Origin of the sequence: Streptomyces albiaxialis, from assembly GCF_039530985.1 — a bacterium.
Classification (GTDB): domain Bacteria; phylum Actinomycetota; class Actinomycetes; order Streptomycetales; family Streptomycetaceae; genus Streptomyces; species Streptomyces albiaxialis.
In genome coordinates this window covers 244,779-269,896 of sequence record NZ_BAAAPE010000011.1, presented here as the reverse complement: position 1 = coordinate 269,896, position 25,118 = coordinate 244,779, and the positions used below count along the sequence as shown (strand labels likewise).

General features: G+C 73.4%; 27 protein-coding genes. 9 read left to right on the top strand and 18 right to left on the bottom strand.

Annotated features, from left to right (window positions below; all coding sequences use genetic code 11):
* Positions 1 to 273: 273 nt before the first annotated feature.
* Positions 274 to 738, bottom strand: a complete 465-nt coding sequence (locus ABD343_RS21810) for an Rrf2 family transcriptional regulator (RefSeq protein WP_344530742.1) — start codon at positions 736 to 738, stop codon at positions 274 to 276.
* Positions 739 to 865: 127 nt separating this feature from the next.
* Between ABD343_RS21810 and ABD343_RS21805 the strand changes: the two genes are divergently transcribed.
* Positions 866 to 1,603 (top strand): SDR family NAD(P)-dependent oxidoreductase, encoded by a 738-nt coding sequence (locus tag ABD343_RS21805; protein WP_344530740.1) that lies wholly within the window; start codon positions 866 to 868, stop codon positions 1,601 to 1,603.
* A gap of 150 nt (positions 1,604 to 1,753) precedes the next feature.
* Here ABD343_RS21805 and ABD343_RS21800 read toward each other — a convergent pair whose 3' ends face one another.
* The gene (locus ABD343_RS21800; RefSeq protein WP_344530938.1) at positions 1,754 to 2,587 is read right to left on the bottom strand and encodes an aldo/keto reductase; all 834 of its coding nucleotides are present in this window, start codon (positions 2,585 to 2,587) and stop codon (positions 1,754 to 1,756) included.
* A 189-nt stretch (positions 2,588 to 2,776) separates the two neighbouring features.
* Between ABD343_RS21800 and ABD343_RS21795 the strand changes: the two genes are divergently transcribed.
* The gene (locus tag ABD343_RS21795; protein WP_344530937.1) at positions 2,777 to 3,520 is read left to right on the top strand and encodes an NPP1 family protein; all 744 of its coding nucleotides are present in this window, start codon (positions 2,777 to 2,779) and stop codon (positions 3,518 to 3,520) included.
* Positions 3,521 to 3,556: 36 nt separating this feature from the next.
* Here the strand turns inward: ABD343_RS21795 and ABD343_RS21790 are convergent, their stop codons facing one another.
* Positions 3,557 to 4,204, bottom strand: coding sequence for a TetR/AcrR family transcriptional regulator (locus ABD343_RS21790; protein WP_344530738.1), 648 nt, complete (start codon positions 4,202 to 4,204; stop codon positions 3,557 to 3,559).
* Between the two features lie 210 nt (positions 4,205 to 4,414).
* Here ABD343_RS21790 and wrbA point away from each other — a divergent pair, with 210 nt between their 5' ends.
* Complete coding sequence (wrbA, locus tag ABD343_RS21785; protein ID WP_344530736.1) at positions 4,415 to 5,023, top strand: NAD(P)H:quinone oxidoreductase; 609 nt, start codon at positions 4,415 to 4,417, stop codon at positions 5,021 to 5,023.
* 61 nt (positions 5,024 to 5,084) lie between these two features.
* Here wrbA and ABD343_RS21780 read toward each other — a convergent pair whose 3' ends face one another.
* Positions 5,085 to 5,825: an alpha/beta hydrolase gene (locus tag ABD343_RS21780; protein ID WP_344530734.1), complete on the bottom strand. Its 741-nt coding sequence runs from the start codon at positions 5,823 to 5,825 to the stop codon at positions 5,085 to 5,087.
* Positions 5,826 to 6,009: 184 nt separating this feature from the next.
* On the opposite strand from ABD343_RS21780, the gene ABD343_RS21775 reads away from it, so the two are divergent.
* Positions 6,010 to 6,510: an ATP-binding protein gene (locus tag ABD343_RS21775; protein ID WP_344530732.1), complete on the top strand. Its 501-nt coding sequence runs from the start codon at positions 6,010 to 6,012 to the stop codon at positions 6,508 to 6,510.
* Here ABD343_RS21775 and ABD343_RS21770 read toward each other — a convergent pair.
* The 5 genes from ABD343_RS21770 to ABD343_RS21750 form a co-directional block, all read right to left on the bottom strand.
* On the bottom strand, positions 6,446 to 7,894 hold the full coding sequence (locus tag ABD343_RS21770; protein ID WP_344530730.1) for an amino acid permease: 1,449 nt from the start codon (positions 7,892 to 7,894) through the stop codon (positions 6,446 to 6,448). The two genes, ABD343_RS21775 and ABD343_RS21770, sit on opposite strands and share 65 nt — an antisense overlap.
* Positions 7,895 to 8,088: 194 nt before the next feature.
* Positions 8,089 to 9,093, bottom strand: a complete 1,005-nt coding sequence (gene argF, locus ABD343_RS21765; RefSeq protein ID WP_344530728.1) for an ornithine carbamoyltransferase — start codon at positions 9,091 to 9,093, stop codon at positions 8,089 to 8,091.
* A 112-nt stretch (positions 9,094 to 9,205) separates the two neighbouring features.
* Complete coding sequence (locus ABD343_RS21760) at positions 9,206 to 10,444, bottom strand: arginine deiminase (protein ID WP_344530726.1); 1,239 nt, start codon at positions 10,442 to 10,444, stop codon at positions 9,206 to 9,208.
* 242 nt (positions 10,445 to 10,686) lie between these two features.
* Complete coding sequence (mmuM, locus tag ABD343_RS21755; protein ID WP_344530724.1) at positions 10,687 to 11,571, bottom strand: homocysteine S-methyltransferase; 885 nt, start codon at positions 11,569 to 11,571, stop codon at positions 10,687 to 10,689.
* Positions 11,568 to 12,491, bottom strand: coding sequence for an LLM class F420-dependent oxidoreductase (locus tag ABD343_RS21750; RefSeq protein WP_344530722.1), 924 nt, complete (start codon positions 12,489 to 12,491; stop codon positions 11,568 to 11,570). Before ABD343_RS21750 ends, mmuM begins: the two co-directional genes overlap by 4 nt.
* A gap of 97 nt (positions 12,492 to 12,588) precedes the next feature.
* On the opposite strand from ABD343_RS21750, the gene ABD343_RS21745 reads away from it, so the two are divergent.
* Positions 12,589 to 12,801, top strand: a complete 213-nt coding sequence (locus ABD343_RS21745; protein WP_344530720.1) for a hypothetical protein — start codon at positions 12,589 to 12,591, stop codon at positions 12,799 to 12,801.
* A gap of 364 nt (positions 12,802 to 13,165) precedes the next feature.
* On the opposite strand, the gene ABD343_RS21740 is transcribed toward ABD343_RS21745, so the two are convergent.
* The 3 genes from ABD343_RS21740 to ABD343_RS21730 form a co-directional block, all read right to left on the bottom strand.
* Positions 13,166 to 13,624 (bottom strand): DUF6099 family protein, encoded by a 459-nt coding sequence (locus tag ABD343_RS21740; protein WP_344530718.1) that lies wholly within the window; start codon positions 13,622 to 13,624, stop codon positions 13,166 to 13,168.
* Between the two features lie 105 nt (positions 13,625 to 13,729).
* Positions 13,730 to 14,119 (bottom strand): nucleotide pyrophosphohydrolase, encoded by a 390-nt coding sequence (locus tag ABD343_RS21735; protein WP_344530716.1) that lies wholly within the window; start codon positions 14,117 to 14,119, stop codon positions 13,730 to 13,732.
* Positions 14,116 to 15,297 (bottom strand): AAA family ATPase, encoded by a 1,182-nt coding sequence (locus ABD343_RS21730; RefSeq protein WP_344530714.1) that lies wholly within the window; start codon positions 15,295 to 15,297, stop codon positions 14,116 to 14,118. The genes ABD343_RS21735 and ABD343_RS21730 overlap by 4 nt, the downstream gene beginning before the upstream one ends.
* Positions 15,298 to 15,541: 244 nt before the next feature.
* Between ABD343_RS21730 and ABD343_RS21725 the strand changes: the two genes are divergently transcribed.
* A complete protein-coding gene (locus tag ABD343_RS21725; RefSeq protein ID WP_344530712.1) occupies positions 15,542 to 16,369 on the top strand; it encodes an enoyl-CoA hydratase family protein in 828 nt (275 codons plus the stop codon).
* The gene (locus ABD343_RS21720; RefSeq protein ID WP_344530710.1) at positions 16,366 to 18,657 is read left to right on the top strand and encodes a bifunctional salicylyl-CoA 5-hydroxylase/oxidoreductase; all 2,292 of its coding nucleotides are present in this window, start codon (positions 16,366 to 16,368) and stop codon (positions 18,655 to 18,657) included. Before ABD343_RS21725 ends, ABD343_RS21720 begins: the two co-directional genes overlap by 4 nt.
* Positions 18,658 to 18,918: 261 nt before the next feature.
* Here the strand turns inward: ABD343_RS21720 and ABD343_RS21715 are convergent, their stop codons facing one another.
* From ABD343_RS21715 to ABD343_RS21705, 3 genes are read right to left on the bottom strand one after another with little or no spacing between them, the layout of a single operon-like run.
* Complete coding sequence (locus ABD343_RS21715; protein ID WP_344530708.1) at positions 18,919 to 19,116, bottom strand: DUF3099 domain-containing protein; 198 nt, start codon at positions 19,114 to 19,116, stop codon at positions 18,919 to 18,921.
* Between the two features lie 16 nt (positions 19,117 to 19,132).
* Positions 19,133 to 19,975: a PaaX family transcriptional regulator gene (locus tag ABD343_RS21710; protein WP_344530706.1), complete on the bottom strand. Its 843-nt coding sequence runs from the start codon at positions 19,973 to 19,975 to the stop codon at positions 19,133 to 19,135.
* Between the two features lie 5 nt (positions 19,976 to 19,980).
* On the bottom strand, positions 19,981 to 21,648 hold the full coding sequence (locus ABD343_RS21705; protein WP_344530704.1) for an AMP-binding protein: 1,668 nt from the start codon (positions 21,646 to 21,648) through the stop codon (positions 19,981 to 19,983).
* A 134-nt stretch (positions 21,649 to 21,782) separates the two neighbouring features.
* On the opposite strand from ABD343_RS21705, the gene ABD343_RS21700 reads away from it, so the two are divergent.
* Positions 21,783 to 22,949 (top strand): acyl-CoA dehydrogenase family protein, encoded by a 1,167-nt coding sequence (locus ABD343_RS21700; RefSeq protein WP_344530702.1) that lies wholly within the window; start codon positions 21,783 to 21,785, stop codon positions 22,947 to 22,949.
* 53 nt (positions 22,950 to 23,002) lie between these two features.
* Positions 23,003 to 23,398, top strand: a complete 396-nt coding sequence (locus tag ABD343_RS21695; RefSeq protein ID WP_344530935.1) for a RidA family protein — start codon at positions 23,003 to 23,005, stop codon at positions 23,396 to 23,398.
* Between the two features lie 72 nt (positions 23,399 to 23,470).
* On the opposite strand, the gene ABD343_RS21690 is transcribed toward ABD343_RS21695, so the two are convergent.
* The 3 genes from ABD343_RS21690 to ABD343_RS21680 form a co-directional block, all read right to left on the bottom strand.
* A complete protein-coding gene (locus tag ABD343_RS21690; RefSeq protein WP_344530700.1) occupies positions 23,471 to 23,893 on the bottom strand; it encodes a hypothetical protein in 423 nt (140 codons plus the stop codon).
* 2 nt (positions 23,894 to 23,895) lie between these two features.
* A complete protein-coding gene (locus ABD343_RS21685) occupies positions 23,896 to 24,342 on the bottom strand; it encodes an MmpS family transport accessory protein (RefSeq protein ID WP_344530698.1) in 447 nt (148 codons plus the stop codon).
* Between the two features lie 140 nt (positions 24,343 to 24,482).
* Positions 24,483 to 25,055, bottom strand: a complete 573-nt coding sequence (locus tag ABD343_RS21680; protein ID WP_344530697.1) for a CGNR zinc finger domain-containing protein — start codon at positions 25,053 to 25,055, stop codon at positions 24,483 to 24,485.
* Positions 25,056 to 25,118: the final 63 nt, after the last annotated feature.

Sequence of the window (25,118 nt, the reverse complement as noted above, 5' to 3'; positions counted from 1 at the left end):
GCGCGTCCTCTCCCGCGCCCGCCCGGCGGCCTCGCCTCGCCGGATTCCCCGCGCCCCGGCGGGAGACTCGGCCGGTACGCCGTGCCGCGGGCCGAGCAGGGGCGAGCGAGGACGCGCCGGGCGAGCGCCGCCGGGGAGGTGTCCGCGTGGTGGGCGGGCCTCCGCGGACCGTGGCTTCGCCGCCCGGGCGGCCCGCCGCACGGCCGTACGGACGGGCGCATGACGCGGGGCCTCCGGGCAGTGCCCGTGTGCGTGCCCGCGCCCTGGCAGGGCTCACCCGCCCGACGGCACCTCGCCCGTGGGCCCGGGCCGTACGGCGAGGACGTCCCGGAGCACGTCTTCGAGCGTGACGCGGGACAGCTCCTGTCTCAGGGTCTCCTCGACGCCCGCATAGATCTCCCGCATCGCGGGCTGGATGCCGAAGCCCACCGCGCACTCCTGGTCCGGAGTGGCGCGGTGCATCGCGAACAACGGGCCGGGTTCCACGGCCTCGTACACGTCGCGCAGGGTCATCGACCCCAGCTCGCGCGCCAGCGACCAGCCCGCGCCCACGCCCCGCCGGGACTCCACGAGTCCGGCCCCGCGCAGCTCGCCGAGCAGCCGCCTGATCACCACGGGGTTGGTGTTCGCGCTCGCCGCGATCTGCTCGGAGGTGGCGACCTCATGGCCCTGGCGCTGGTAGAGGCCGATCCAGGCCAGCGCGTGGGCGGCGATGGTCAGCCTGCTGTTGGCACTCATGAACCCTCCTCCGGCCGCAACGTTTCATGTTACGGCGGTCCCAGTCGTAACAGGGGTGGTTGCGACAAGCTGTCGTAACAATTAGCGTTGCGACTATCGGGCAGGGTCGATCAACGAGGTGAGATGAATGAGCAAGTCGCTCACGGGCAAGGTCGCCGTGGTCACCGGCGGGAGCACCGGCATCGGATTCGCGACCGCACGCGCGTTCCGCGACGAGGGCGCCAGGGTCTTCATCACCGGCCGCCGCGAGGACGCGCTCGACGCCGCGGCCGCCGAGCTGGGGCCTGCCGTGACGGGCGTGGTCTGCGACGTCTCGGTGCCTTCCGAACTCGACGCGTTCTACGGCACCGTGCGCGACCGGGCCGGCCGCATCGACGTGCTGGTCGCCAACGCCGGCATCGGCACCGCGGCTCCGTTCGGCGAGGTGACGGAGGAGCTGGTCGACTCGGTGTTCGCCACCAACGTCAAGGGGACGATCTTCACCCTGCAGCAGGCGCTGCCGCTGCTCGCCGCCGGCGCGTCGGTGATCCTCACGGGCTCGACCGCCACGGTGCGGCCCAACCAGGGGCTAGAGGTCATGGCGGCCTCGAAGGCCGCGGTCCGCAACCTCGCCCGGGGGTGGGCCCTCAGCTCGCGCGCGCACGGCTTCCGGGTCAACGTCGTGTCCCCGGGCGGTACGCGCACCCCCGGCCTGCTCGCCCTGGTCCCGCCCGAGGTTCTCCGGCAGGCCGAGGGCGAGGTCCCTCTCGGGCGGCTCGCCGAGCCCGAGGAGATTGCCGCGGTGACGACTTTTCTCGCCTCGGATGCGTCGAGTTACGTCAACGGTGCCGAGTTCTTCGCAGACGGCGGCTACGCCCAGGTGTAACGCGCCCCAGAACCAAGCGCCCCCGCGCCGGGTCACGACACGTCGGGGCTTGCCCCCTCAGGGGCGCGGGGAACTGGGCGCCAAGCCACGGCGCAGCCGCAGCCCGCGATGCACAGCACGGGGCACCCCCGACGCGGCGTGGGCGTGTCGTCAGAGGATTTCGAGGGGGTGCTTGCGGGACGGTGGGGGGAACGCGGCGTCGAGGGCCGCGAGGTCTTCTCCCGTCAGCGTCAGCTCCAACGCGGCGCGGTTCTCCTCGACGTGCGCCCGTGACCCCGCCTTGGGGATGGCCAGTACGTCGTCGTGCCGCAGCACCCAGGCCAGCGCGACCTGCGCCGGAGTCGCCCCGTGCGCGTCGGCGACCTCGCGCAGTGCCGCGTGGCCGAGCAGGCGCCCCTGCTCGACGGGGGAGTACGCCATGAGCGGTACGCCCAACTCCCGGCAACGGGGCAGCAGATCGTACTCGGGACCGCGCCGCGTCAGGTTGTACAGCACCTGGTCGGTCTCCGGCACCGGCCCGCCGCGCAGGGCGGCCAGCTCGTCGAGGTCCTCGACGTCGAGGTTGCTGACGCCCCACGCGCCGACGCTGCCCTCGCGCACGAGGTCCTCCAGCGCCTCGACCGTCTCCTCCAGCGGTACGCCGCCGCGCCAGTGCAGCAGGTACAGGTCCACGTGGTCGGTGCCCAGGCGGCGCAGGCTCGCGTGGCAGGCGCGGGCCGTGCCGTGCCGGTCGGCGTGGTGGGGGAGGACCTTGGACACGAGGAACACCTCCTCGCGGCGGCCCCGCACGGCCTCCCCGACCAGCTCCTCCGCGGCGCCGTCCCCGTACATCTCCGCCGTGTCGAGGAGCGTCATGCCGAGGTCGATCCCGGTGCGGAGCGCGTCGATCTCCTCCGTGCGGCGTGAGGGGTCGTCGCCCATGTGCCAGGTGCCCTGGCCGAGCGCGGGAACGGCCGTACCGGAGCGCAGTGTCACCGTACGCATCGTCAAGTCCTGCTCCTTTCCGAAGGGTTTTCCTCATGGTCGCCCCTGTGCCCCTTGGCACGGAGGAGGCGGCAGGGAAAGCTGATGCGGGCATGCCAACGACCGGTTGGCCCCCCACATGCCCGAGGAGAGCACGTGAAGGACAACTCGCAGCCGCGCGGGCGGCGCTGGTACAGGACGGCGCCCGCGGTGGTCGCCGGAGCCGTCGCGCTCGTCGTCGCCTTCCCCACGACCGCGCTCGCGGCGCCGCCCCCGGCGCTCCCCGGCAACGCCACCGACCTGGAGCGGCGGTTCCAGCCCGCGTACGACTACGACACCGACGGCTGCTACGCCACCCCGGCCATCGGCCCGGACGGCTCCATCGCCGAGGGACTCAAGCTCGGCGGGGACGTCAACGGCGAGTGCCGGGACCTGAGCGACCTGGAGAACACCAACGGCTACGCCCGCTCGATGTGCAACAACGGCTGGTGCGCCGTCATGTACGCCTCCTACTTCGAGAAGGACCAGGCCGCGCTCGGCCCCGGCAGCGCCGGGCACCGGCACGACTGGGAGCACGTCGTGGTGTGGGTGCCGGAGGGCGAGGACGAGGCCGCGTACGTCTCGACGTCCGCGCACGGCGGGTTCACCGTGCACGGGCGCGGCGACCTGCCCTGGGAGGGCACCCATCCGAAGGTCGTCTACCACAAGGACGGCATCAGCACCCACGCCTTCCGCGCCGCGAAGAACGACGGGGGCGACGAGCCGCCCGAGAACCACAAGGGCGCCTGGCAGTACCCCACGCTCGTCGGCTGGGAGGGCTATCCGGACGGGCTGCGCGACAGGCTGAGCCAGGCCGACTTCGGCAGCGCCCTTCTCGGCATCAAGGACGCCGAGTTCGCCGGCCACCTGGAGAAGGCGAAGCCGGACGGCATCCCCTTCGACCCGCACGCCTGAGGCCGCCCAGGGCCGCCCAGGGCCGCCCAGGGCCGTCTAGGCATCCGCCAGTACGCCCGCGAGCAGGGTGTCCAGCGCGGCCTTGAACTGCCCGGCCGTGTAGCCCTGGTCGCGGGTGAGGTGGGTGACGAGGCTGGGGGCGAACGGGGCGAGCAGCAGGTGCGCCAGCAGCGAGGCGTCCGTCCCGGGCCGGAGCTGGCGCAGCAGCATCGCCATGTGCGCGTGGCGGCCGAGGTGGGAGCCGTGCGCGTAACGGGCGACGGGCGCCGCCGTCTCGCCCGCGAGGAGCAGTTCGCGCTGGTCGATGAAGCGGTCCGCCAGCGCGTGGAGGTACGCGCGCAGCCGCTCGGCGGGGGGAGCGCCGGGGCCGAGCGGCGGGGGGCCTGCCAGGAACGCCTCCTGGAACCGCACCTCGCGGTCGTCCAGCAGCGCGGAGAAGAGCTGGCCCACGTCCCCGAACCGCCGGTAGACCGTGCCGACCCCGGTCCCGGACGCGCGCGCGACGGCGTTCATGGTCAGCGCGTCGGGGCCCTGCTCCGCGACGAGCGCGGCGGCGGCGTCGAGGATCTTGCGCCGGTTCTCGGCCGCGTCCGAGCGCGGGGCGCGCGCGGGCGGGGTGCCGCCGGGGGTGAGCGCGACGACCGGCAGTTCGCCCCGGGCGGGCGGGGGAGTGGGGTCGGCCATGGGCGGGCTCCGTTCTGCCGGGCGGCGCTGCTGCCGGATGGTGCCTGGGCCGGGCGGCGCTCGTGCGGGCGGCGCCTCGGTCTCGTAGGAGCTTAGCGGATAGCTATCCGGTTAGCCCTTGCCAAGACGGCGCCGCGTGGGGTTAGCTGGCGTCCAGCGAAACGGATAGCAATCCGCTTAACCGATCCTCCGCTCCGGAAAGGCCCTCCCGTGTCTGCTGTCGCCCCGAAGATCGCTGTCATCTACTACTCGTCGACCGGCAGCGTGCACGCGCTCGCCGCGGCGCTCGCCGAGGGCGCGGAGAAGGCGGGCGGCGAGGTGCGGCTCCGCCGCGTCCCCGAGCTGGCCCCCGACGCCGCGATCGACGGCAACCCCGCCTGGCGCGCCCACGCCGACGCCACCCGTGACATCGAGACCGCCACGCACGACGATCTGACCTGGGCGGACGCCTATGCCTTCGGCTCCCCGACCCGGTTCGGCAACGTCGCCTCGCAGCTCAAGCAGTTCATCGACGGCACGGGCGGCCTCTGGGCCCAGGGCGCCTTCCACGACAAGCCCGCCACCGCCGTCGTCAGCGCCTCCAACAAGCACGGCGGCAACGAGTCCACGCTGCTCGCGCTCTACAACACGCTGCACCACTGGGGCTCGATCATCGTCCCGCCCGGCTACACCGACCAGGCCGTCTACGCGGCGGGCGGCAACCCCTACGGCACCGCCCACGCCTCCGGCCAGGGCGAGCTGCCCGGCGAGGACACCCTCGCCGCTGCCCGCTACCAGGGCGAACGCCTCGCCACCATCACCGCCCGCCTCCTGGGCTGACCGCGTCCGGGCCTGACCGCCTCCGGGCCTGACCGCCTCCGGGGCGCCCCCGGTCCGCCGCTCAGCCGTCCGCGAGCAGCGCGTCCACGAAGGCGGCGCGGTCTGCCGGGTGCTCGCGGAACCAGTCGCCCAGCCGGTGGCCCGCGTCGGGGAAGGTGAGACGGGCCGGCGGGCGCGGGCCCTGGCCGAGCGCCTCGGCCACGGCCTCCGTGACGGCGGGCGGGATCACCTCGTCCGCGCCGGGGACGGCGAGCACCGCGCGCCCGGAGAAGGCGCGCAGGGCGGCGAGCGCGGGGGCCCCGCGCCAGCCGTCCGGGCGGCGGATGATCTCGCTGAAGCGACCGTCCCCGTCGCCGAACGGCACGTCCCACGCCTCCGCCGCGTAGACCGCGGGCGCGCAGAGCCCCAGCGCCGTGACGCGGGGGCCGAAGCGGTCCGCGAGGTCGGCGAGGGTCTGCCCGCTCATGCTGAACCCGGCCAGGATCAGGGGCGAGGCGGCCGGGACGCGGGCCTCGACGACCGACGCGGCCTGCTCGTACCGGCGGCGCAGGCTCAGCTCGGCGAGCCGTCCCGTGCTCGTGCCGTGTCCGGAGAAGTCGAACGCGAGTCCGTGGAGGCCGCGCCCGAGGAAGTCCTGGAGCAGGGGTATCAGCCGGTCCTTGGTCCCGTTCCCCGCGCCGTGCAGGAGGACGACGGTGGGGGCACCGTCCCCGCCCCCGGCCGGATCGCCGCCCTCCAGGCCGCTGAGCCGTTCGCCGTCGTACGTGTGCGTGAATCCGGTGAGGGGGAGGAGTGCGCTCATCGCCCCATTCACTCATGTCCGCGCTGGTCGTGGGGGCGGCACGGAGGTCCTTGCCGGGTTCGGGACCAAGGTCCCGCCGCGGGGTGGCGGTCGTCACCCGTGCGTGCTTACATCCGCCTCTGAATCCGCGCGCACGGGAACCGTACGGTGAAAGCCTCAATCACCGCACGAACGGACAGAAGCCGTGAATGGCGCGCCCCGTAGTCCTGACAACACCTCCTGGCACATCGAGCTGCCGCACTCGCCGCCCGCGGCGCCCATCGCGCGTGCCGTGGTGCGGAACGCGCTGATCGAGCTGGACTCGCCCGTGGACAGCGGGACGGCCGAGCTGCTGGTGTGCGAGCTGGTCACCAACGCGATCGAGCACACCGCCACCGACGCCGCCGTCTCGCTCAGCGTGACCGCGCTGCCCGATGGCGTCCTGGTCGAGGTCCGCGACCGCGACCCCAGGCCGCTGGAGGCGGGTCAGTGGGGCCGTGCCGCCGCGCAGGCCGTCCATGACGCCGTCGAGCCCGACGACCTCGACGAGCTGCGCGAGGACGGCCGCGGCCTGCAGCTCATCCAGATGCTCAGCTCGGCCTGCGGCAGCCGCGCGACGCGGCACGGCAAGGCCGTCTGGTTCACACTCGGGCCGGAGTCCGAGGAGACTCCCGGCCCGGCTCCGGAGCCTCCGGCGGACCGCTGAGCGCGAGCCGCGAGCGCTTGCGCCCGTACAGCGCGTAGACCAGCGCGCCCACCGCGACGAAGACCGCGAACTGGATCCAGGTCACCAGCGGCAGCCCGTACATCAGATAGAGGCTGAAGACGACGCCCAGCAGCGGGGCGGCCGGGTAGAGGGGCACCCGGAAGCGCCGGGACAGCCCGGGGTGGCTGCGGCGCAGCGCGAGCACGCAGATGTTGACCACCGCCATGATCGCGAGCGTGCCGATCACCGACATGTCGAGCACCACGTCGAGCGGGACCACGGCCGCCGGTACGGCGAAGACGGCGGAGGCGATCCAGGTGTTGGCCACGGGCGTGGACGTCTTCGGCGAGACCCGCTCGAAGACCTTCGGGATCAGCCCGTCCCGGGACATCGACATCAGGATCCGCGTCTGCCCGTACATCACCGCGAGCACCACCGAGGCGATGGCGACGACCGCGCCGACCGCGATGACCGTGGAGCCGATCGACGAGCCCGTGGCGTGGTCGACGATCAGCGAGAGCGCGGCGGGCTTGCCGCCGACCTGCTCCCAGGGCATCGCGCCCAGCGCGGCCACCGACACCAGGCAGTAGATCAGCGTGACGACGCCGATGGTGATCAGGATCGCGAGGGGGATGTTCCGCCGGGGGTTCTTGACCTCCTCGCCCGCCGTCGAGATCGCGTCGAAGCCGATGAACGAGAAGAACGCGAGCGAGGCCCCGGCCCCGATCCCGCCGATGCCCTCGGGCGTGAACGGGGACAGGTGCCCCGAGTCGAACGCGGTGAAGGCGATCGCGCAGAACAGCACCAGGATCCCGATCTTGATGACGGCCATCGCCGCCGTCGCCCGCGCGCTCTCCCGCACGCCCCGCACCAGCAGCACGGCGGCGAGCGCCATCACGACGATCGCGGGCACGTTCACCACCCCGCCGTGGCCCGGCGCGTCCGCGAGCGCCGCGGGGATCTGCCGGCCGACGGTGTTCTCCAGCAGCTCGTTGAGGTACTGCCCCCAGCCGATCGCCACGGCCGAGACCGAGACCCCGTACTCCAGCAGCAGGCACCAGCCGACCAGGAACGCGGTGCGCTCGCCGAGCGCGGCGTAGGCGTACGAGTACGAGCTGCCGGAGACCGGGATCGCGCCGCCCAGCTCGGCGAAGGAGAACGCGGTGAAGATGCAGGTGACCGCCGCCAGCACGAAGGAGACGATCACCGCGGGCCCGGCCTCGGCGACGGTGTCGGAGAGCCCGACGAAGATCCCGGTGCCGACGATCGCGCCGACCCCGAAACAGACGAGCTGGAAGGGGCCGATGGAACGCTTGAGGCCGTGACCCTCAAGGTCGGCGCCGGATTCGGCGACCAGCAGGTCGGGGGACTTGATGCGGCGCATGGTGCGGTGATCTTTCGAGCGGTGGGGGGCTTGCGGTTCCAGCGTAGTCGCCGTTTATGCAGGGAGCTGCATAATTATGTATGGCGTTCCGCACACCCGTCCGCGCGTCTGTCCTGCCCCGCGGGCCGCGTCGGCGGCCGCGGCCCCGTCGCGGGCCGGTCGCGCAGTTCCCCGCGCCCCTTCGGGGCGCGACCCTAGCCCAGGGAGGAGACCAGCACCGCCTTGATCGTGTGCATCCGGTTCTCCGCCTCGTCGAAGACGACCGAGTGCTCCGGCGACTCGAAGACCTCGTCCGTGACCTCCAGCGACGACAGCCCGTGCCGCTCGTGGATCTCCCGGGCCACCGAGGTCCCCAGGTCGTGGAAGGCGGGCAGGCAGTGCAGGAACTTCACCCCCGGCTTGCCGGTGGCCCGCAGCACGTCCCTCGTCACCGCGTACGGCCGCAGCAGCGCGATGCGCTCGTCCCAGACCTCCTTGGGCTCGCCCATGGACACCCATACATCGGTCGCGACGAAATCCGCGCCCCGTACGCCCTCGGAGACCTCCTCCGTCAGCGTCACACGCGCCCCCGTACGCTCCGCGAGCGCGCGGGCCTCGGCGACCACCCACTCCTCCGGCCACAGCGCGCGCGGCGCCACTATCCGCACGTCCATGCCGAGCAGCGCGCCGGTGACCAGGTAGGAGTTGCCCATGTTGCTGCGCGCGTCGCCGAGATAGGCATACGCGAGCTGCTCCAGGGGCCGGTCCGGCGCGTGCTCGGTCATGGTGAGCACATCGGCGAGCATCTGCGTCGGGTGCCACTCGTCGGTGAGGCCGTTGAAGACCGGCACACCGGCATGGGCCGCCAGCTCCTCGACCACCTCCTGGCCGCTGCCCCGGTACTGGATCCCGTCGTACATCCGGCCCAGCACCCGCGCCGTGTCCTTCGCCGACTCCTTGTACCCGATGTGCGAGCCCGAGGGGTCCAGATACGTGGTGAAGGCCCCCTGGTCGGCGGCGGCGACCTCGAACGAGCAGCGGGTGCGGGTGGAGCTCTTCTCGAAGATCAGGGCGATGTTCCGGCCGCGCAGCCGGCGCTCCTCGGTGCCCTCGCGCTTCGCGGCCTTCAGCTCGGCCGCGAGGGCGATCAGCCCCCGGAACTCCTCGGGCGTGAAGTCCAGCTCCTTGAGGAAGTGGCGGCCCGTGAGGTCTGTCGCCATGGAGTCTCCTAGCTCGCTGCGTGCTCCTGTGCGTCTGCGTAAGAGTGGAACTATATACGATACTCCGAATCTCTATACGAGACCGGGTGCCCCTGCGGGGCCTGTGCGGCGCCTACACGGGGTCCCGCTCCACGGGGCAGCTCATGCAGCGCGGCCCGCCCCGCCCCCGGCCCAGCTCACTGCCCGGGATCTCCAGCACCTCGATGCCCTGCTTGCGCAGATGCGTGTTCGTCGTCGCGTTCCGCTCGTACGCCACGACCACGCCCGGCTCGACCGCCAGCACGTTGCACCCGTCGTCCCACTGCTCGCGCTCCGCCGCGTGCACGTCCTGCTTCGGGGTCAGCACCCGGATCCGGTCCCGCCCCAGCGCCGCCGCGATGGCCCGGTGCATATGGTCGGGCGCGTGGTCGGTGACCTTCAGCTCGCTCGGCGCCGAACCGGGCTCGATCGTGTACGAGCGCAGCATGCCGAGCCCCTCGTACTGCGTGAACGTCTCCTCGTCCACCATCGTCATCACCGTGTCCAGATGCATGAACGCCCGCCGCTTCGGCATGTCCAGCGCGACGATCGTCCGCGCCGAACCCTGCGCGAACAGCCCCCGCGCCAGCATCTCCACGGCCTGCGGCGTCGTCCGCTCGCTCATCCCGATCAGCACGGCGCCGTTCCCGATCACCAGCACGTCGCCGCCCTCGATCGTCGACGGGTACGCCGACTGCCCCTCCGACCACAGATGGAAGCCGTCCTCCTCGGGCTCGGGCTTGGCGAAGAGGGGGTGATGCCGGTAGATCGCCTCGAAATGCACCGTCTCGCGCTGGCGCGCGGGCCAGCGCATGGCGTTGATGCTCACCCCGTCGTAGACCCACGCCGAAGTGTCGCGGGTGAAGATGTGGTTGGGCAGCGGCGCCAGCAGGAAATCGTCCCTGTCCATCACATGGAAGCGCACGGAGGACGGCTCCGGATTCCGCTCCAGGAACTCCCGCTTGGTCATCCCCCCGATCAGCGCCTCCGCCAGCTCCTGCGTCGGCAGCCGGTCGAAGGCGGCACGCAGATGATCCGTCGCCAGCGGCCCGTACTCCTTCTCGTCGAAGACCCGGTCCAGCACGAGCGTGCGGGCCACCGGGACATCGAGGGCCTGCGCCAGCAGGTCCCCGAACAGATGCACCTCGACGCCGAGTTCGCGCAGGGTGTCCGCGAAGGCGTCGTGCTCCTGACGCGCCCGGCGCACCCAGAGCACGTCGTCGAAGAGGAGGTCGTCCTTGTTGGTCGGCGTGAGCCGCTTCAGCTCCAGCCCGGGCCGGTGCAGGATCACTCGCCGGAGCGGGCCGGTCTCGGAATCGACATGGAATCCCATCCCCTCATCCTGGCAGCAACCTCCGGCGCAGCCCTGCCGGGCGCAAAAGTGCCCCGAAGGGGCGCGAGGAACTGCGCGAGCGGCCACAGCTTGGCTGTGGTCCGCTGTGCACGGGAAGGGGCAGCCCCTTGGCGCCCGTCGCGGGGTGCGGGTGCGTCGTGGCTCGTCGCGCAGTTCCCCGCGCCCCTTCGGGGCGCTCTCGCTGAGGCTTGCTGTGCTCGGGCCCCGCCCCCTACGGGGCACTAGGAATGCAGGGCAGCGTGGAGTTCGGCGATCCCGGCGGGGCCCACGCGGCAGCAGCCGCCGATGAGGCGGGCGCCCGCCTCGGCCCAGCGCGGGGCGAGCCCGGCGTCGAAGGTCGCGGGGCCCGACCACGTATGCCGGGCCGCGTTCCAGCCCTCACCACTGTTCGGGTAGGCGACCACCGGCTTGCCGGACGTCACCCGCGAGGCCGTCTCCACGGCGGGCAGGACGTCGTGCGCGGCACAGCAGTTCACGCCGACCGCGAGCACCTGCCCGTTCCCCGCCGCGAGGGCGAAGGCGTCCTCCAGGGGCTGGCCCGCGCGGGTGCGGGGGCCGTCCACCGTGTAGCTCAGCCACACCGGGACGCCGCAGCCCTCCACGGCCCGCAGCAGCGCCTCCGCCTCGTCCACATCCGGCACCGTCTCCAGCGCGAGAACATCGGGCCCCGCCTCCACCAGCGCCTCGACGCGAGGACGGTGGAAGGCGGCCAGCTCGCGGACCGACAGCCCGTACCGGCCCCGGTACTCGCTGCCGTCCGCGAGCACCGCCCCGTACGGGCCGACCGAGCCCGCGACCCAGGCCGCACCGCCACCGGCCGCGCGGGCCAGCTCCACGCTGCGGCGGAACAGGCGGCGCGCCCCGGCCACGTCCGCGCCACGGCGCGCGAAACCCCCGAACGACGCCTGATAGCTGCTCGTGATGAGGGCCCGCGCCCCCGCCCGTACGTACGCCGCGTGCGCCGCCTCGATCTCCCCGGGACCGTCGGCCAGCAGCCGGGCCGACCACAGGTCGTCGGAGAGATCGCAGCCCTGGGCCTCCAACTGGTTGGAGAGCCCCCCGTCCAGCAGGACCACCCCGCCGGACAGGGCCTCCGCGAGCGTCACGACAGCTTCGACTGCACCTGGTCGGCGATCAGCTCCAGGTGGTCCAGGTCGGACAGGTCGAGCATCTGGAGGTAGATACGGGACGCGCCCGCCTCGGCGAACCGGCCGATCTTGTCGACGACTTCGGCGGGCGAACCCGCGAGCCCGTTCTCCTTCAGCTCGTCGACCTCGCGGCCGATGGCCGCCGCGCGGCGGGCGACCTCGGCGTCGTCCTTGCCGACGCAGGCCACCAGCGCGTTGGAGTACACCAGCTCGTCGGCGGAACGGCCGTGCTCCTCCGCCGCGGCACGCACCCGGGCGAACTGCGTCTCCGTGTCGGCGAGAGAGGCGAACGGCACGTTGAACTCGTCCGCGAAGCGCGCGGCGAGGCGCGGGGTGCGCTTGGCGCCCAGGCCGCCGACGAGCACCGGGATCCGGTCCTGCGCGGGCTTGGGGAGGGCGGGGGAGTCCTTCAGCGAGTAGTACTTCCCGTCGTAGCTGAACGATTCGCCCTGCGGCGTGGACCACAGGCCCGTGACGATCGCGAGCTGCTCCTCCAGGCGCCCGAACTTCTCCTTCGGGAACGGGATCCCGTAGGCCGTGTGCTCCTCCTCGAACCAGCCCGAGCCGAGGCCGAAGTCGACGCGGCCGCCGGACATCGCGTCGACCTGCGCGACGGCGATCGCGAGCGGGCCGGGGAGCCGGAAGGTGCCCGCGGTCATCAGGGTGCCCAGCCGGATGCGGCTGGTCTCGCGGGCCAGCCCGGCCAGGGTGATCCAGGCGTCGGTCGGGCCGGGCAGCCCGTCGGAGTCGCCCATGGCGAGATAGTGGTCCGAGCGGTAGAACGCGTCGAAGCCGAGGTCCTCGGTCGCCTTGGCGACGGTGAGCAGTGTGTCGTAGCTCGCCCCCTGCTGGGGCTCGGTGAAGATTCGCAGTCGCATGCCCTCCATCTTGCCTGTTCGGGGCCCGTGACCTGGCACACGCCCGCCTCGTTGGCGGGGGCGGAGCCGGACCGACCGGCTCACCTAGGAGGACGCCATGTCCCAGGAAGCCGCGCCCGGGCCCGGCGCCCCGGAGGGCCCCGGTGCCCCGAAGGGCCTGCTGGAGCAGATGGAGGAGATGATGGCCGCGCTCACCGCGGACCTCTCCCAGCTCGACGCCGATCTCCAGTCCGCCGACCTCTCGTCCGCCGACCTCCCGGTCTCGGGCGAACGCCGCCCGGCGGCTGAAGAGCCCGGGCCTCAGCACTGACCTCCGGGGCCCCGCCGCCCCGGCTCCTCCTGTCTCGCGGCGTCCCGGATGTGCGCTCCCCGGGACTTTCTGTGGCAGCGCCACACGTGCCCGTCGACCACTGTGTGGACCTGTCGCCGGATCGGCGACCTGTGAGACCCACGGTCAGCGCATCGCTCACCGGTCCTTCGCCCAGGCGTCCCGGGGGCCTCCCCCTGGGCCGGCACCGGGTCGGCCTCGTCCTTGCCCGCCGTCGTGCGTCGTCTCGCGTGTGAACATCACACATCGTCCTCCCGGGCGGCTCGGCCCGGAGCAGCACAGTTGGCGGTGATCCCGCACGGCCGGATCACCATGGCGAAGTCCGAACAGCCCACCGGGGCCCGGCCTACGCGACGCCCCCGCGTTCGCGCAGGGCGAGCTTGCGGAGGATGCCCGCGACCCTGTCGCCGGACTCGTCCGCCGCGTCGATGGCCTCGACGCACTGCCAGTAGAGCGCCTCCTCGTCCGCGGAGACCGCGACCCCGACGAGGGCCACGCCCGTCTCGCCCAGGAGCCCGCCGAGATCGAGCAGGGCGCCCCGTGGGTCCTGGATCATGGAGAGCTGGGCGGCGCGCACGCCGCCCGCGCGGAGCGCGGGGTGGTGCAGCGAGCCGCGGGCCCTGCTGCCCGCCTCGCTCAGCCCCAGGGCCTCGGTCCGCACCTCGGGCGGGCCGGTTATCGCGAGATGGCTGCCGACCGCCTCGGCGAGAGCCTGGGCCTGCCACGCCTCCGCGACGATGTCCGGCACCGTGCTGCTCCTCGCCAAGGCGTCCCGGGTAGCCGCGATGAGCCGTACAGCATCCATCTGCCGTCCCCCTCACTGGTCGCTACCCAGCGTGACTGTGAATGTCCAGTACCGCCAGGGGATTTCGGAAGTCTGTGGATAATAGGGCCCGTGGGGATAAGTTGCTCACTCCATAGAGTGACCGTTTCCGGCGGTCGGGAAACGCTTTTCGTTCCTCTCGATCTTCGCTTCCAGTGCCGCCAGCGCGTCGATGCCCAGCACTTCGCAGAACTGGAGGAGGTACGCGAGGACGTCGGCGACCTCGTCCTCGATGCGGTCGGCGGTCTCCGCGTCCCCCATGGCGCCCACCGACTCCTCGGGGGTCAGCCACTGGAAGATCTCCACCAGTTCGCCCGCCTCGACGCTCAGCGCCGCCGAGAGGTTCTTCGGGGTGTGGTACTGCCCCCAGTCCCGCGCCGCCGCGAACTCGACGAGTCTGCGCTGGAGTTGGGGGACGGTACGGGCCGGTGCCGTGCGGCCCGCGGTGCTGTCGGTGGATCCGGTCGATTCGTTCACGCCCCCAGGTCTACCAGGGAGACCCCCGGCATCCGCGCCGCCTCCCGCGCGACCGGGCCCGCGTCCCCCGCCGAGGCCAGCAGCCGGATGTGGCCGCGCCGCCCCATCCGTACGGCCAGGTCGAGGAGTTGGCGGGACTGGCGGGCGTCCAGGGCGCGGTCCACGCCGTCGGCGAGGACCGCGAGGGCCTGCCGGGCGGCGGGGACTTCCGCCACGTGGTCCACGGAGAGCACCCCGGGGCCCGTCAGGAGGACCAGCGAGAGCGCCGCGTACCGCAGTTCGCCGTCGCCCAGCCGCTCCAGCGGCGTCGTGCCCGCGCCGTCGCCCCGGTCGAGGACGGCCCGCACCAGGCCGTTCTCGCAGCCCTCCGCGCGCAGTTCCGTCACCGGGCTCCCGCAGCCCGCCCGTACGGCCGTGACGAGCGCCGCGTGGCGGGTGGCGCACTCGACGCGCGTACGGCGCAGCACCGCGGCGAGGTTGTCGCAGCCGCCGCGCAGCAGCCCGTCGCCGGGGGCGACCGGGTCGCGCATGGTGTCGGGGCGCGGGTCGCAGGGGAAGGCCGCACGGAGCGCGACCACGACCTGCTCGGCGGCGGCCAGCACCCGGCGCTGACCGTCGGTGGTGCCCGCGACGCGCAGCGGCAGCAGCGCCGTGCCCAGCCGGTCGTCGGGGAGCGGGGCGCGGACGACGCGGGAGGGGCCGGAGGTCCGCCACTCGGCCTGGACCGCGCGGCGGGCCGGGTCGCGCAGCGCGGTGGAGAGCAGGGTGCCGTGCTCGGGGACGGACAGCCGTTCGCCCGCGACGCACAGCCGGGGCTCGGCCTGCACCGCGACGTCGAAGCGGACCTCGCCCGCCGGGCCCGTCACGGTGCAGCCCAGCCGGAAGCCGCGCCTGCCCTGCCGGTCGGCGGGGGAGCGGTGCGGGACGAAGGCGGCGGGGCCGCCGCGTGCCCCGCCGAAGACCTCGCCGAGGGCCTCGCCGCCGCCGAGCCGGGCCAGCGCCTCGTACGCCTCCAGGACCGTGGACTTGCCGCTTCCGCTGGGGCCCGTCAGCACGGTGACGGGGGCGACGGGGACCGTGCGGGCGCGCAGGGAGCGGAAGGCGGCGAGGCGCAGCTCGCTCACGGCGGGCGCGCGTTCTCCCAGGTCGGAGGGGGCGGGGGAGGGCGGGGATTCCATGGTCAGGACGGTAGGGGGCGGGCCGTGCGGCGAACCGTTCCGGCCCGGGCGCGCTCGCCCGATCGGGGGACGGACGGGTGTGCGCACGGGGTGGCCCTCCTCGTCCCATATCTATCGCGTACTCGTGACGGCAGTCACGAAACGGTGATACGTTCATGGCGTTGGCCGAGAGCCCGAGAACCCCGGAAGCCCTGAGAGCCCCGAGACCACGGCCGAGGCACTTCCCCCCGATGGAGGCCCCGTCATGAGCCCGTTCACCGGTTCGGCGCACGGCACGTCCGACTGGCAGCACATCGAGGTCGGGTACGAGGAAGGCGTCGTCACCGTCACCCTGCGGCGCCCCGCCAAGCTGAACGCGCTCACCTTCGAGGCGTACGCCGACCTGCGCGACCTCCTCGGCGAGCTGGCCCGTGAGAAACGGGTCCGCGCGCTCGTCCTGGCGGGCGAGGGCCGCGCCTTCTGCTCCGGCGGTGACGTGGACGAGATCATCGGCGCCACTCTGGAGATGGACACCTCCCAGCTCCTCGACTTCAACCGGATGACCGGTCAGGTCGTCCGTGCCCTGCGCGAGGCGCCCTTCCCCGTCGTCGCCGCCGTGCACGGCGCCGCCGCCGGAGCGGGCGCCGTCCTCGCGCTCGCCGCCGACTTCCGGGTCGCCGACCCCACCGCGCGGTTCTCGTTCCTCTTCACCAAGGTCGGCCTCTCCGGCGGCGACATGGGCGCCGCCTATCTCCTGCCGCGCGTCGTCGGTCTCGGCCACGCCACCCGCATCCTCATGCTCGGCGAGCCCGTACGGGCGCCCGAGGCCGAGCGGATCGGGCTCCTCAGCCAGCTCACCGACGAGGGCAAGGCCGACGAGGCCGCCCAGGCGCTCGCCCGGCGCCTCGCCGACGGCCCCGCGCTCGCCCACGCCCAGACCAAGGCCCTGCTCACCGCCGAGCTGGACATGTCACTCGCCCAGTCCGTCGAGATGGACGCCGCGACCCAGGCGCTGCTCATGCACAGCGAGGACTACGCCGAGTTCCACGCCTCCTTCACCGAGAAGCGGCCCCCGAAGTGGCAGGGCCGATGACTTCCTCCCGGCCGACCTCCCTGCGGCGCGTCGCCGTCATCGGCGGAGGCCCCGGCGGGCTCTACGCCGCCGCGCTCCTCAAGCGCCTCGACCCCGCCCGCGAGATCACCGTCTACGAGCGCAACGCGCCCGACGACACCTTCGGCTTCGGCGTCGTCCTCTCCGACGAGACCCTCGGCGGCATCGAGCACGCCGACCCCGCCGTCTACGCCGCGCTCCAGGCCGAGATGGTGCGCTGGGACGACATCGACATCGTCCACCGCGGCCGCACCCTCACCTCCGGCGGCCACGGCTTCGCCGCGCTCGGCCGCCGCCGCCTCCTCGCCGTGCTGCACGAGCGCTGCCGCGAACTGGGCGTGGACCTCCGCTTCCGTACGGAGGCGCCGCCCGCCGCCGCGCTCGCCCGCACCCACGACCTGGTCATCGCCGCCGACGGCGTGCACAGCGCCACCCGCGAGGCCCACGCCGACGTCTTCCGGCCCACCGTCAGCACCCACCGCTGCCGCTACATCTGGCTCGCCGCCGACTTCGCGCTGGACGCCTTCCGCTTCGAGATCGCCGAGACCGAGCACGGGGTGCTGCAACTCCACGCCTATCCCTACGCGGAGGACTCCTCGACCGTCATCGTCGAGGCCCGCGAGGAGGTCTGGCGCGCCGCCGGGCTCGACAGGCTGGACGAGCGCGCCTCCGCCGACCACTGCGCCAAGCTCTTCCCCGAGACCCTCGGCGGGCGTCCCCTGCGCGGCAACAACTCGCAGTGGATCGCCTTCCGCACGGTGGTCAACGAACGCTGGTCGCACGGCAACATCGTGCTGCTCGGGGACGCCGCCCACACCGCCCACTTCTCCATCGGCTCCGGCACCAAGCTCGCCGTCGAGGACGCGCTGGCCCTCGCCGCGTGCGTACGCGAACAGCCCGGCCTGCCCGAGGCGCTGGAGGCCTACGAGACCGAGCGCAGGCCCGTCGTGGAGTCCACGCAGCGCGCGGCGCGGGCCAGCCTCGCCTGGTTCGAGGAGCTGGCCGGATACGTGGACCAGCCGCCGCGCCAGTTCGCCTTCAACCTGCTCACCCGCAGCCGCCGCGTCACCCACGACAACCTGCGGCTGCGCGACGCCTCCTTCGTCTCCGGCGTCGAGCGCGAGGCCGGGATCGAGTCCGGTACGCCGCCCATGTTCACCCCCTACCGGCTGCGCGGTCTGACCCTGCGCAACCGCGTCGTGGTCTCCCCCATGGACATGTACCGCGCGGAGGACGGCGACCCCGGCGACTTCCACCTCGTCCACCTCGGGGCCCGCGCCCTCGGCGGCGCCGGGCTCGTCATGACGGAGATGGTGTGCGTCTCGCCGCAGGGCCGCATCACGCCCGGCTGCTCCGGGCTGTGGACCGACGCGCAGGAGGCGTCCTGGCGGCGCGTCACCGACTTCGTCCACACCCAGTCGCCCACCGCCGCGATCGGCCTCCAGCTCGGCCACTCGGGCCGCAAGGGCTCCACCAAGCTCATGTGGGAGGGCATCGACCAGCCCCTCGACGCGGGCAACTGGCCCGTGGTGGCCCCCTCCGCCCTCCCGTACCGGCCGGGCGTCAACCAGACCCCGCACGAGCTGACCGCGCGCGAACTCGCGGCGATACGCGAGGAGTTCGTGTCCGCGACGCGCCGCGCCGCGCGTGCCGGGTTCGACCTCCTCGAACTCCACTGCGCGCACGGCTATCTGCTCTCCAGCTTCCTCTCCCCGCTCACGAACCGCCGCACCGACGCCTACGGGGGAGGGCCGGAGGCCCGCCTCCGCTTCCCCCTCGAAGTCTTCGACGCGATGCGCGAGGTCTGGCCCGCCGAGCGCCCCATGACCGTCCGCATCTCCGCGACCGACTGGGCCGAGGGCGGCACGACCGGCGAGGACGCCGTACGGATCGCCGCCGCGTTCGCGGAACACGGCGCCGACGCGCTCGACGTCTCCACCGGCCAGGTCGTCCCCGACGAACGCCCGGAGTACGGCCGCTCGTACCAGACGCCCTTCGCGGACCGCATCCGCAACGCCCTCGGCGTGCCCGTCATCGCCGTCGGCGCCATCTCCTCCTGGGACGACGTGAACTCCCTCGTCCTCGCCGGCCGCGCCGACCTGTGCGCGCTGGCCCGCCCGCACCTGTACGACCCCCACTGGACGCTCCATGCGGCGGCAGACCAGGGCTATGCGGGGCCGGGCGCGCCCTGGCCCCTCTCCTACCAGGCAGGCAGCCGCAAGCCGCCGACGGGCCGGACCGATGCTCCCAAGCCCCGCCTCGTTCTCTGAGGGGGCTGCCCAAGCACAGCAAGGCAATGGCAGAGGGTGCCCCATTCAGGGGCGCGGGGAACTGCGCGACCAGCCACGACGCAGCCGCACCCCGCGGATCAGCGTGCGGGGCAGCCCGTACCCGGCTCTTGCGTACCGGTTGCCCGGCGAAGGGGGCTGCGCTTGCCAGCCCTGCGCCTTGCGCAGACCTCCCAAGCACAGCATGGCAATGGCACCAGCGAACGGGGCAGCCCGTGTCCGGCCCGTGGCAGAGGGGAACCCCTACTCGTCCCACCAGCGGTCATCCCGCTCGCGGCGGTTCGCGACGATCGCCGCGCACGGGGGGATCACCATGGCGATCACGCACATCGCGACAGCGACCGGCACCGACCACAGCCGCACAAAGGCCCACGCGCTGATGAACAGCACCAGACACACGGTCATCAGCACGAAATAGCGGCGGCGTCTCCGTGCGAGCACATTTCCACGGTACGCCTCACGCGGCGCGGGCGAACTCTGCCCCCGCGTCGCGCAGCTTGCCGTGCAGGGCGAAGAAGACCTTCGCCGAGCGTTCGCCGGGCCAGTCGTCCGGCAGCAGGGAGGCCGGCAGGCCGGGGTCGGCGTACGGGAGGCGGCGCCAGGCGTCGAGGGCGGGGAGATAGTCCCGGTACGCGGCCTCCGGCGGCACCCGGCGCCGGCGCGACCAGGTGCGCAGCACCGGCTCGTGCGCGGCGAGGAACGCGCGGTGCTGGGCGGCGATGGCGTCCAGGTCCCACCAGCGGGCCACGGCCTCGGCCGTCGGCTCGAAGCCCGCGTGGCTGCCGCGGAACAGATCGACGTACGGGGTGAGTTCGAGGCGGGCAAGGGTGTGGCGGGTCTCCTCCTCCAGGTGCGAGGGCGCGATCCAGATGCCCGGTGCGGCGTTGCCGAAGCCGAGGCGGGCGAGGCGGGAGCGCAGGACGTGCCGTCGCTGGCGTTCGCTCTCGGGCACGGAGAAGACCGCGAGCAGCCAGTTGCCGTCCGGCCTGGGGCGGGCGTAGATGCGGCGGTCGCCGTCGTCGAGGAGCTGGCGCGCGGCGGGCGAGGGAGCGTATCCGGCGGATTTGCTGCCGGGCCGCTCGGCGGTGAGCAGGCCCCTCCGCTTGAGCCGGGAGACGGCCGAGCGGACGGAGGGCGGGTCGACGCCGACCGCTCCGAGCAGCCGGATCAGCGTCGCGACGGGCACGGTGCCCTCGCTGGAGAAGCCGCGCCCGTAGGCGCCGTAGAACGTGAGGATGAGGGAACCGGGGGAGGGACGGGGGGCCGCCGGGGGCGGCGAGGGGGACGAGTGCTCTGCCACGCCCGTCACTCTAGATCGGGCGTGCGCAGCCGGTAGCGCTGAAGTTTGCCCGTGGGGGTGCGCGGAAGCGATTCAGCAAAGATGATCTCGCGCGGGCACTTGTAGGGAGTCAGCTCCGAAGTGGTGAACTGGCGTAGCGTTTCGGCCATGTCACTCCCAGGGGGAGTGCCGGGAGTGAGCACCACGTGGGCCACCACGACCTGCCCCCGCTTCTCGTCCGGGCGGCCGACGACGGCCGCCTCGGCGACGTCGGGATGGCGCAGGAGGACCTCCTCGACCTCGGGGCCCGCGACGTTGTACCCGGCGGTGATGATCATGTCGTCCGCGCGTGCCACGTAGCGGAAGTAGCCGTCGGGCTCCCGGACATACGTGTCCCCGGTGAGGTTCCAGCCGTCGCGTACGTACTCGCGCTGCCGTTCGTCGTCGAGGTAGCGGCAGCCGACGGGGCCGCGCACGGAGAGGAGGCCCGGCTCGCCGTCGGGGACGGGCGTCGCGCCGTCGGCGGCCACCACGCGCGCCTCGAAACCGGGCACGGGAACGCCCGTACGCCCTGGCCGGATCGCGTCGTCGGAGGCCGAGATGAAGATGTGGAGCATCTCGGTGGCGCCGATGCCGTCGATGATGCGCAGGCCCGTGCGCTCGTGCCAGGCGCGCCAGGTCGCGGCGGGCAGGTGTTCGCCCGCGGAGACGCAGCGCCGCAGCGAGGCGAGCGCGTCGACGCTGACGGCGGTGCCGGTGCCGTCCGCCGCGTCGCCGGGCGCCTCCAGCTTCGCGAGCATGCCGCGGTAGGCGGTCGGCGCGGTGAACAGGACGGATATCCGGTGCCGTTCGACGACCTTGAGCATCTGCTCCGCGCCGCTCCACTGGTCGAGCAGCGCCGAGGCCCCGGCGCGCAGCGGGAAGATCACGAGCCCGCCGAGGCCGAACGTGAAGCCCAGCGGCGGGCTGCCGGTGAACACGTCGTCGGAGCGCGGGCGCAGCACGTGCGCGGAGAAGGTGTCCGCGATGGCGAGCACGTCGCGGTGGAAGTGCACGCAGCCCTTCGGCCTGCCCGTCGTCCCGGAGGTGAAGGCGATCAGCGCCACGTCGTCGGCGGCGGTCGGCACGGCCGTGAACGCGTTCGGCTGGCGCGCGGCCCTCGTCAGCAGGTCGTCGGGGTCCCCGCGGCCGAAGAAGGCGGTCCTCAGGCCCGGCACGGCGGCCTTCGTCAGCTCCTCGGCGGAGTCCGCGTCGCACAGCGCGTGCGTCACGCGGGCGAGGCGGCAGATGGTGCTCAGCTCGTGGGCCCGCTGCGCGGCCAGCACGGTCACGGCGACGCCGCCCGCCTTCATCACCGCCAGCCAGCACGCGGCGAGCGCGGGCGTGGTGGGGCCGCGCAGCAGCACCCGGTTGCCCGGCACGAGGCCCAGCTCGCCGGTGAGGACGTGCGCGACGCGGTCGACGGTGCTCTGGAGCGTCCCGTACGACCAGGGCTCGGCGCCGTCCGCGGTGTGGAAGGCCGGGCGGTCGGGGCCGAGGCGGTCGATGGTCCCGTCGAGCAGTTCCGCGCCGCAGTTGAGACGGTCGGGGTAGCGCAGCTCCGGGCGCTCCAGGAGGAGGTCGGGCCACTGCCCGGGCGGCGGCAGATGGTCGCGCGCGAAGGTGTCGACATGTGCGGACGGGCTGAGCTGCATGGTCGATCTGCCCCCTCGCGGCCTTGGGGAAGGCGGTGGATCCGGGCGCCGAATATGCCGTCGAGCGTAACGTGATGGTGACGACAGTCAAGATACCGCGATATACAGAGGGCAGTGTGACGGAGGGAGCCGCCATGACCGCGTTCGCGCTCGACCCCGAGCAGCAGGAGTGGTGCGCACGGCTGCGGACGCTGGCCGGGGAGCGGCTGAGGCCCCTCGCGGAGGGCGGTGAGCCCGGACGGGTGAACCACGCGCTGCTCGCCGAGATGGGCGAGCTGGGCCTCCTCGCCCGCGCGGTCACCGCCTCCGCGCCCGGCGCGGCCCGCAAGGGCGGGACAGGGCGCGCCCTGGAGCTGTGCCTGCTGCGCGAGTCCCTCGCCTACTCCTGCCCCGAGGCCGAGACGGCCCTCGCCCTCCAGGGCCTGGGCACCGGGCCCGTGGCCCAGGCGGGCACCGAGGCGCAGCGGCGGCGCTGGCTGCGGGAGGCCGCCTCCGGGCGGGCCGTCGCCGCCTTCGCGCTGAGCGAGCCCGAGGCGGGCAGCGACGCGGCGGCGCTCACGCTCCGTGCCGACCCCGACCCGGCAGGGGGTGAAGGGGGTGCGGGGGCCTGGCGGCTGACCGGCACCAAGACCTGGATCTCCAACGCGCCCGACGCCGACTTCTACTCCGTCTTCGCGCGCACGGGCGAGGCGCCCGGCGCGCGCGGCATCAGCGCGTTCCTCGTCCCCGCCGACCGCCCCGGGCTGCGCGGCGAGCCCCTCGCGATGCTCTCCCCGCACCCGATCGGCACGCTCACCTTCGACGGCGTCCCCGTCACCCGTGAGGACCTCCTGGGCGAGCAGGGCCGCGGCTTCGGCGTCGCGATGCGCACACTCAACCTCTTCCGGCCCAGCGTCGGCGCGTTCGCCGTCGGCATGGCGCAGGCCGCGCTGGACGCCTCGCTCGAACACGCCGCCGAGCGGCGCGCGTTCGGCGGGGTGCTGCGCGATCTCCAGTCCGTCTCGCACCAGTTGGCCGAGATGGCGACCCGCACCGAGGCGGCCCGGCTGCTCGTCTACGCCGCGGCGGCGGCGTACGACCGGGACGACGACGGCATCGCGCGCAGCGCCGCCATGGCGAAGCTGATGGCGACCGAGACCGCGCAGTACGTCGTCGACACCGCCGTCCAGATCCACGGCGCCGCCGCCCTGCGCCAGGGCCATCTCCTCGAACACCTCTACCGTGAGGTCCGCGCCCCCCGCATCTACGAGGGCGCCAGCGAGGTGCAGCGCACCCTCATCGCGAAGGAGCTCTACAGGTGACCGAAGACGCCGCCCCTGCCGCCCCCGCCGCCTCCGCGCCGCCCGCCGACCGGGTGCTGGACCGCGTCAACCCGCCCGAACTGTCGCCGCCCACCGGCTTCTCGCACGCCGTCACCGCCACCGGCTCCCGGCTCGTCTTCCTCGCGGGCCAGACCGCGCTCGACGGCGAGGGACGGATCGCGGCGCACACCTTCCCCGGCCAGTTCGAGGCCGCGCTCTCCAACCTGCTGGTCGCGCTCGCCGCCTCGGGCGGCACCCCGGCGGACCTGACGCGCGTGACCGTCTACACCACCGACGTCCCCGCCTACCGCCGCCACGCCCCCGAACTCGGCCGCATCTGGCGCGACCTGGTCGGCCGCGACTACCCGGCCATGGCCGTCATCGGCGTCGTCCGCCTCTGGGACGAGGCCGCCTGGATCGAACTCGACGGCCTCGCGGTCCTCCCGTAGGGACCGGCCCCGGCGGGAGGGGGCTCGCCGTAAGGGCGGACTCCCGTAGGAGCGGTCCCCGTACGGGGGGGCTCAGTCGGAGCGGGTCGTGCCGTCGGCGTTGCACCAGACGGTCTCGCCGGCGGTCTTCGAGACCGTCTTCTGCTTCAGCTCACCGTCGACCGAGATCGCGCACGCGACCCGGGAGACGCTCGCGTACCGGCCGGAACCGGCGGCGCTGATCCGGAACGAGGCCGGGTCCTCGACCTCCACCGTCTTCGTCCACTTCCGGGTCCCGTCCGCCGACAGCCGGATCACCTTGCGGACGCTCTCGGAGCGGCCGTGGGCGTCCGGCTTGTCGTACGCGACCTCGAAGAGCTGCGAACCCGTCGCCTCGTACGTGACCTTGTGCGTGCCGCCGTCGCCGGAGCAGCCGGAGAGGAGCGGGACCGCGGCCAGGACGAGGACCGAGGCCGTGGCCGCGGCGCGGGTGGGGCGGGAGATCACCTGACTCACCTTCACTTCTCCGGGAGTTCCGTCGTGCAGCTCGCCTGCGAGGAGTCCACCGAGTCCGAGGACGCCAGCTCGCCGTCCACCAGGACCGTGCACGCCAGGGGCGTGGCCGAGTGGTCGGCGGAGGACGTCGCGGTGAGCGTGATCCGCTCGGTGCCCTCGGGGACCTTGACGGTCTTCTTCCAGGGCAGCCGGACCGCGCCCGAGTCGCGCAGCGTGGTGTCCGAGCCCTTCCCCGGAGCGCTGTCCTCGTAGCGCACGCTGGCCGTACCGGGGCCGCGCACCTCGTAGACGACCGTGCGGCCGGCGGACTCCTGCTTCATCGGTTCCAGGAACGTCTTCGTCACCTCGGGCTCGTCCTCCTCGCCGAGGGGGCCGAGGGAACAGCCGCCGAGCGTGACGGCGAGCGCGGCGACGGCTGCCGCAGCGGTACGTGGACGCGGTGGACGCATGGGTGTGGAGCCTCTTCGGGCGGTGGCAGGGGGTAGCGGAAGCTTTACACATCCGTGCGGACGATCTCCACGGAACCGGGAAAATGATCGGAGGATAAGTGGGCTGCTCCATCGATCAGTTGACCTGCGAGTTTGTTGATTTATGAACCAGCGGGGGGCTGCTCGCGGCGGCGCCGCCTGTGGGCCGCGACGCGGGCGCGCGAGGCGCAGGCGGGCGAACAGTAACGGCGCCGGGTGCCCGGGCCGTCGTCGAGGAACACCCGCGCGCAGCCATCGGCGGCGCACACGCCCCACGCCACCCGCCCCCGCTCGCTGAGGAGCCGGGCCAGGGCGTGCGCGCTGGAGGCCGTGAACCAGTCCGCCCAGCCCGCGTCGTCGGCCCGGTCCACGTGCAGGTGCCAGGCGTGCCCGTCGTGCCGGGACAGCCGGGGGCGGGCGCCGCACTCCTCCAGCAGCGCGTTGAGCGCGCGGGCCGCGCGGTCGGTGTCGGGCTCGGCCAGCACACGCGCGCGCAGCCGCGCGACGGCGGCGCGCAGCGCGGCCGCGTCCCGCTCGTCGAACCCGTCCTCCGTCACGTCCCCGGGCGCCTCGCCGTGCGCGACGAGCAGCGCGGCGAGCGCGTCGCGCGGCAGCGCGGGGTCCTCGCCCAGCGCGTTCGCCAGGTCGATCAGCCGTGGCCCCGGCCGGAATCCGTGCGTCGTCCCCGCGCCCATGCGTCCCGTGCCCCCTGCCTTCCGAAGTCCCCTGCCTGTAACGTCTGTAACGCCTTAAGAGTG

What these genes read in the sequence shown, in the direction of transcription:
- ABD343_RS21770 (WP_344530730.1), bottom strand. Translation starts at nt 7,894, where the DNA reads ATGCGCCGCATCAAGTCCCCCGACCTGCTGGTCGCCGAATCCGGCGCC.
- ABD343_RS21680 (WP_344530697.1), bottom strand. Translation starts at nt 25,055, where the DNA reads ATGGGCGCGGGGACGACGCACGGATTCCGGCCGGGGCCACGGCTGATC.
- ABD343_RS21760 (WP_344530726.1), bottom strand. Translation starts at nt 10,444, where the DNA reads ATGGGATTCCATGTCGATTCCGAGACCGGCCCGCTCCGGCGAGTGATC.
- ABD343_RS21705 (WP_344530704.1), bottom strand. Translation starts at nt 21,648, where the DNA reads ATGCAGCTCAGCCCGTCCGCACATGTCGACACCTTCGCGCGCGACCAT.
- ABD343_RS21790 (WP_344530738.1), bottom strand. Translation starts at nt 4,204, where the DNA reads ATGGCCGACCCCACTCCCCCGCCCGCCCGGGGCGAACTGCCGGTCGTC.
- ABD343_RS21730 (WP_344530714.1), bottom strand. Translation starts at nt 15,297, where the DNA reads ATGGAATCCCCGCCCTCCCCCGCCCCCTCCGACCTGGGAGAACGCGCG.
- ABD343_RS21750 (WP_344530722.1), bottom strand. Translation starts at nt 12,491, where the DNA reads ATGCGACTGCGAATCTTCACCGAGCCCCAGCAGGGGGCGAGCTACGAC.
- ABD343_RS21700 (WP_344530702.1), top strand. Translation starts at nt 21,783, where the DNA reads ATGACCGCGTTCGCGCTCGACCCCGAGCAGCAGGAGTGGTGCGCACGG.
- ABD343_RS21800 (WP_344530938.1), bottom strand. Translation starts at nt 2,587, where the DNA reads ATGCGTACGGTGACACTGCGCTCCGGTACGGCCGTTCCCGCGCTCGGC.
- argF (WP_344530728.1), bottom strand. Translation starts at nt 9,093, where the DNA reads ATGGCGACAGACCTCACGGGCCGCCACTTCCTCAAGGAGCTGGACTTC.
- ABD343_RS21725 (WP_344530712.1), top strand. Translation starts at nt 15,542, where the DNA reads ATGAGCCCGTTCACCGGTTCGGCGCACGGCACGTCCGACTGGCAGCAC.
- ABD343_RS21810 (WP_344530742.1), bottom strand. Translation starts at nt 738, where the DNA reads ATGAGTGCCAACAGCAGGCTGACCATCGCCGCCCACGCGCTGGCCTGG.
- ABD343_RS21720 (WP_344530710.1), top strand. Translation starts at nt 16,366, where the DNA reads ATGACTTCCTCCCGGCCGACCTCCCTGCGGCGCGTCGCCGTCATCGGC.
- ABD343_RS21740 (WP_344530718.1), bottom strand. Translation starts at nt 13,624, where the DNA reads ATGGATGCTGTACGGCTCATCGCGGCTACCCGGGACGCCTTGGCGAGG.
- ABD343_RS21745 (WP_344530720.1), top strand. Translation starts at nt 12,589, where the DNA reads ATGTCCCAGGAAGCCGCGCCCGGGCCCGGCGCCCCGGAGGGCCCCGGT.
- ABD343_RS21780 (WP_344530734.1), bottom strand. Translation starts at nt 5,825, where the DNA reads ATGAGCGCACTCCTCCCCCTCACCGGATTCACGCACACGTACGACGGC.
- ABD343_RS21685 (WP_344530698.1), bottom strand. Translation starts at nt 24,342, where the DNA reads ATGCGTCCACCGCGTCCACGTACCGCTGCGGCAGCCGTCGCCGCGCTC.
- ABD343_RS21805 (WP_344530740.1), top strand. Translation starts at nt 866, where the DNA reads ATGAGCAAGTCGCTCACGGGCAAGGTCGCCGTGGTCACCGGCGGGAGC.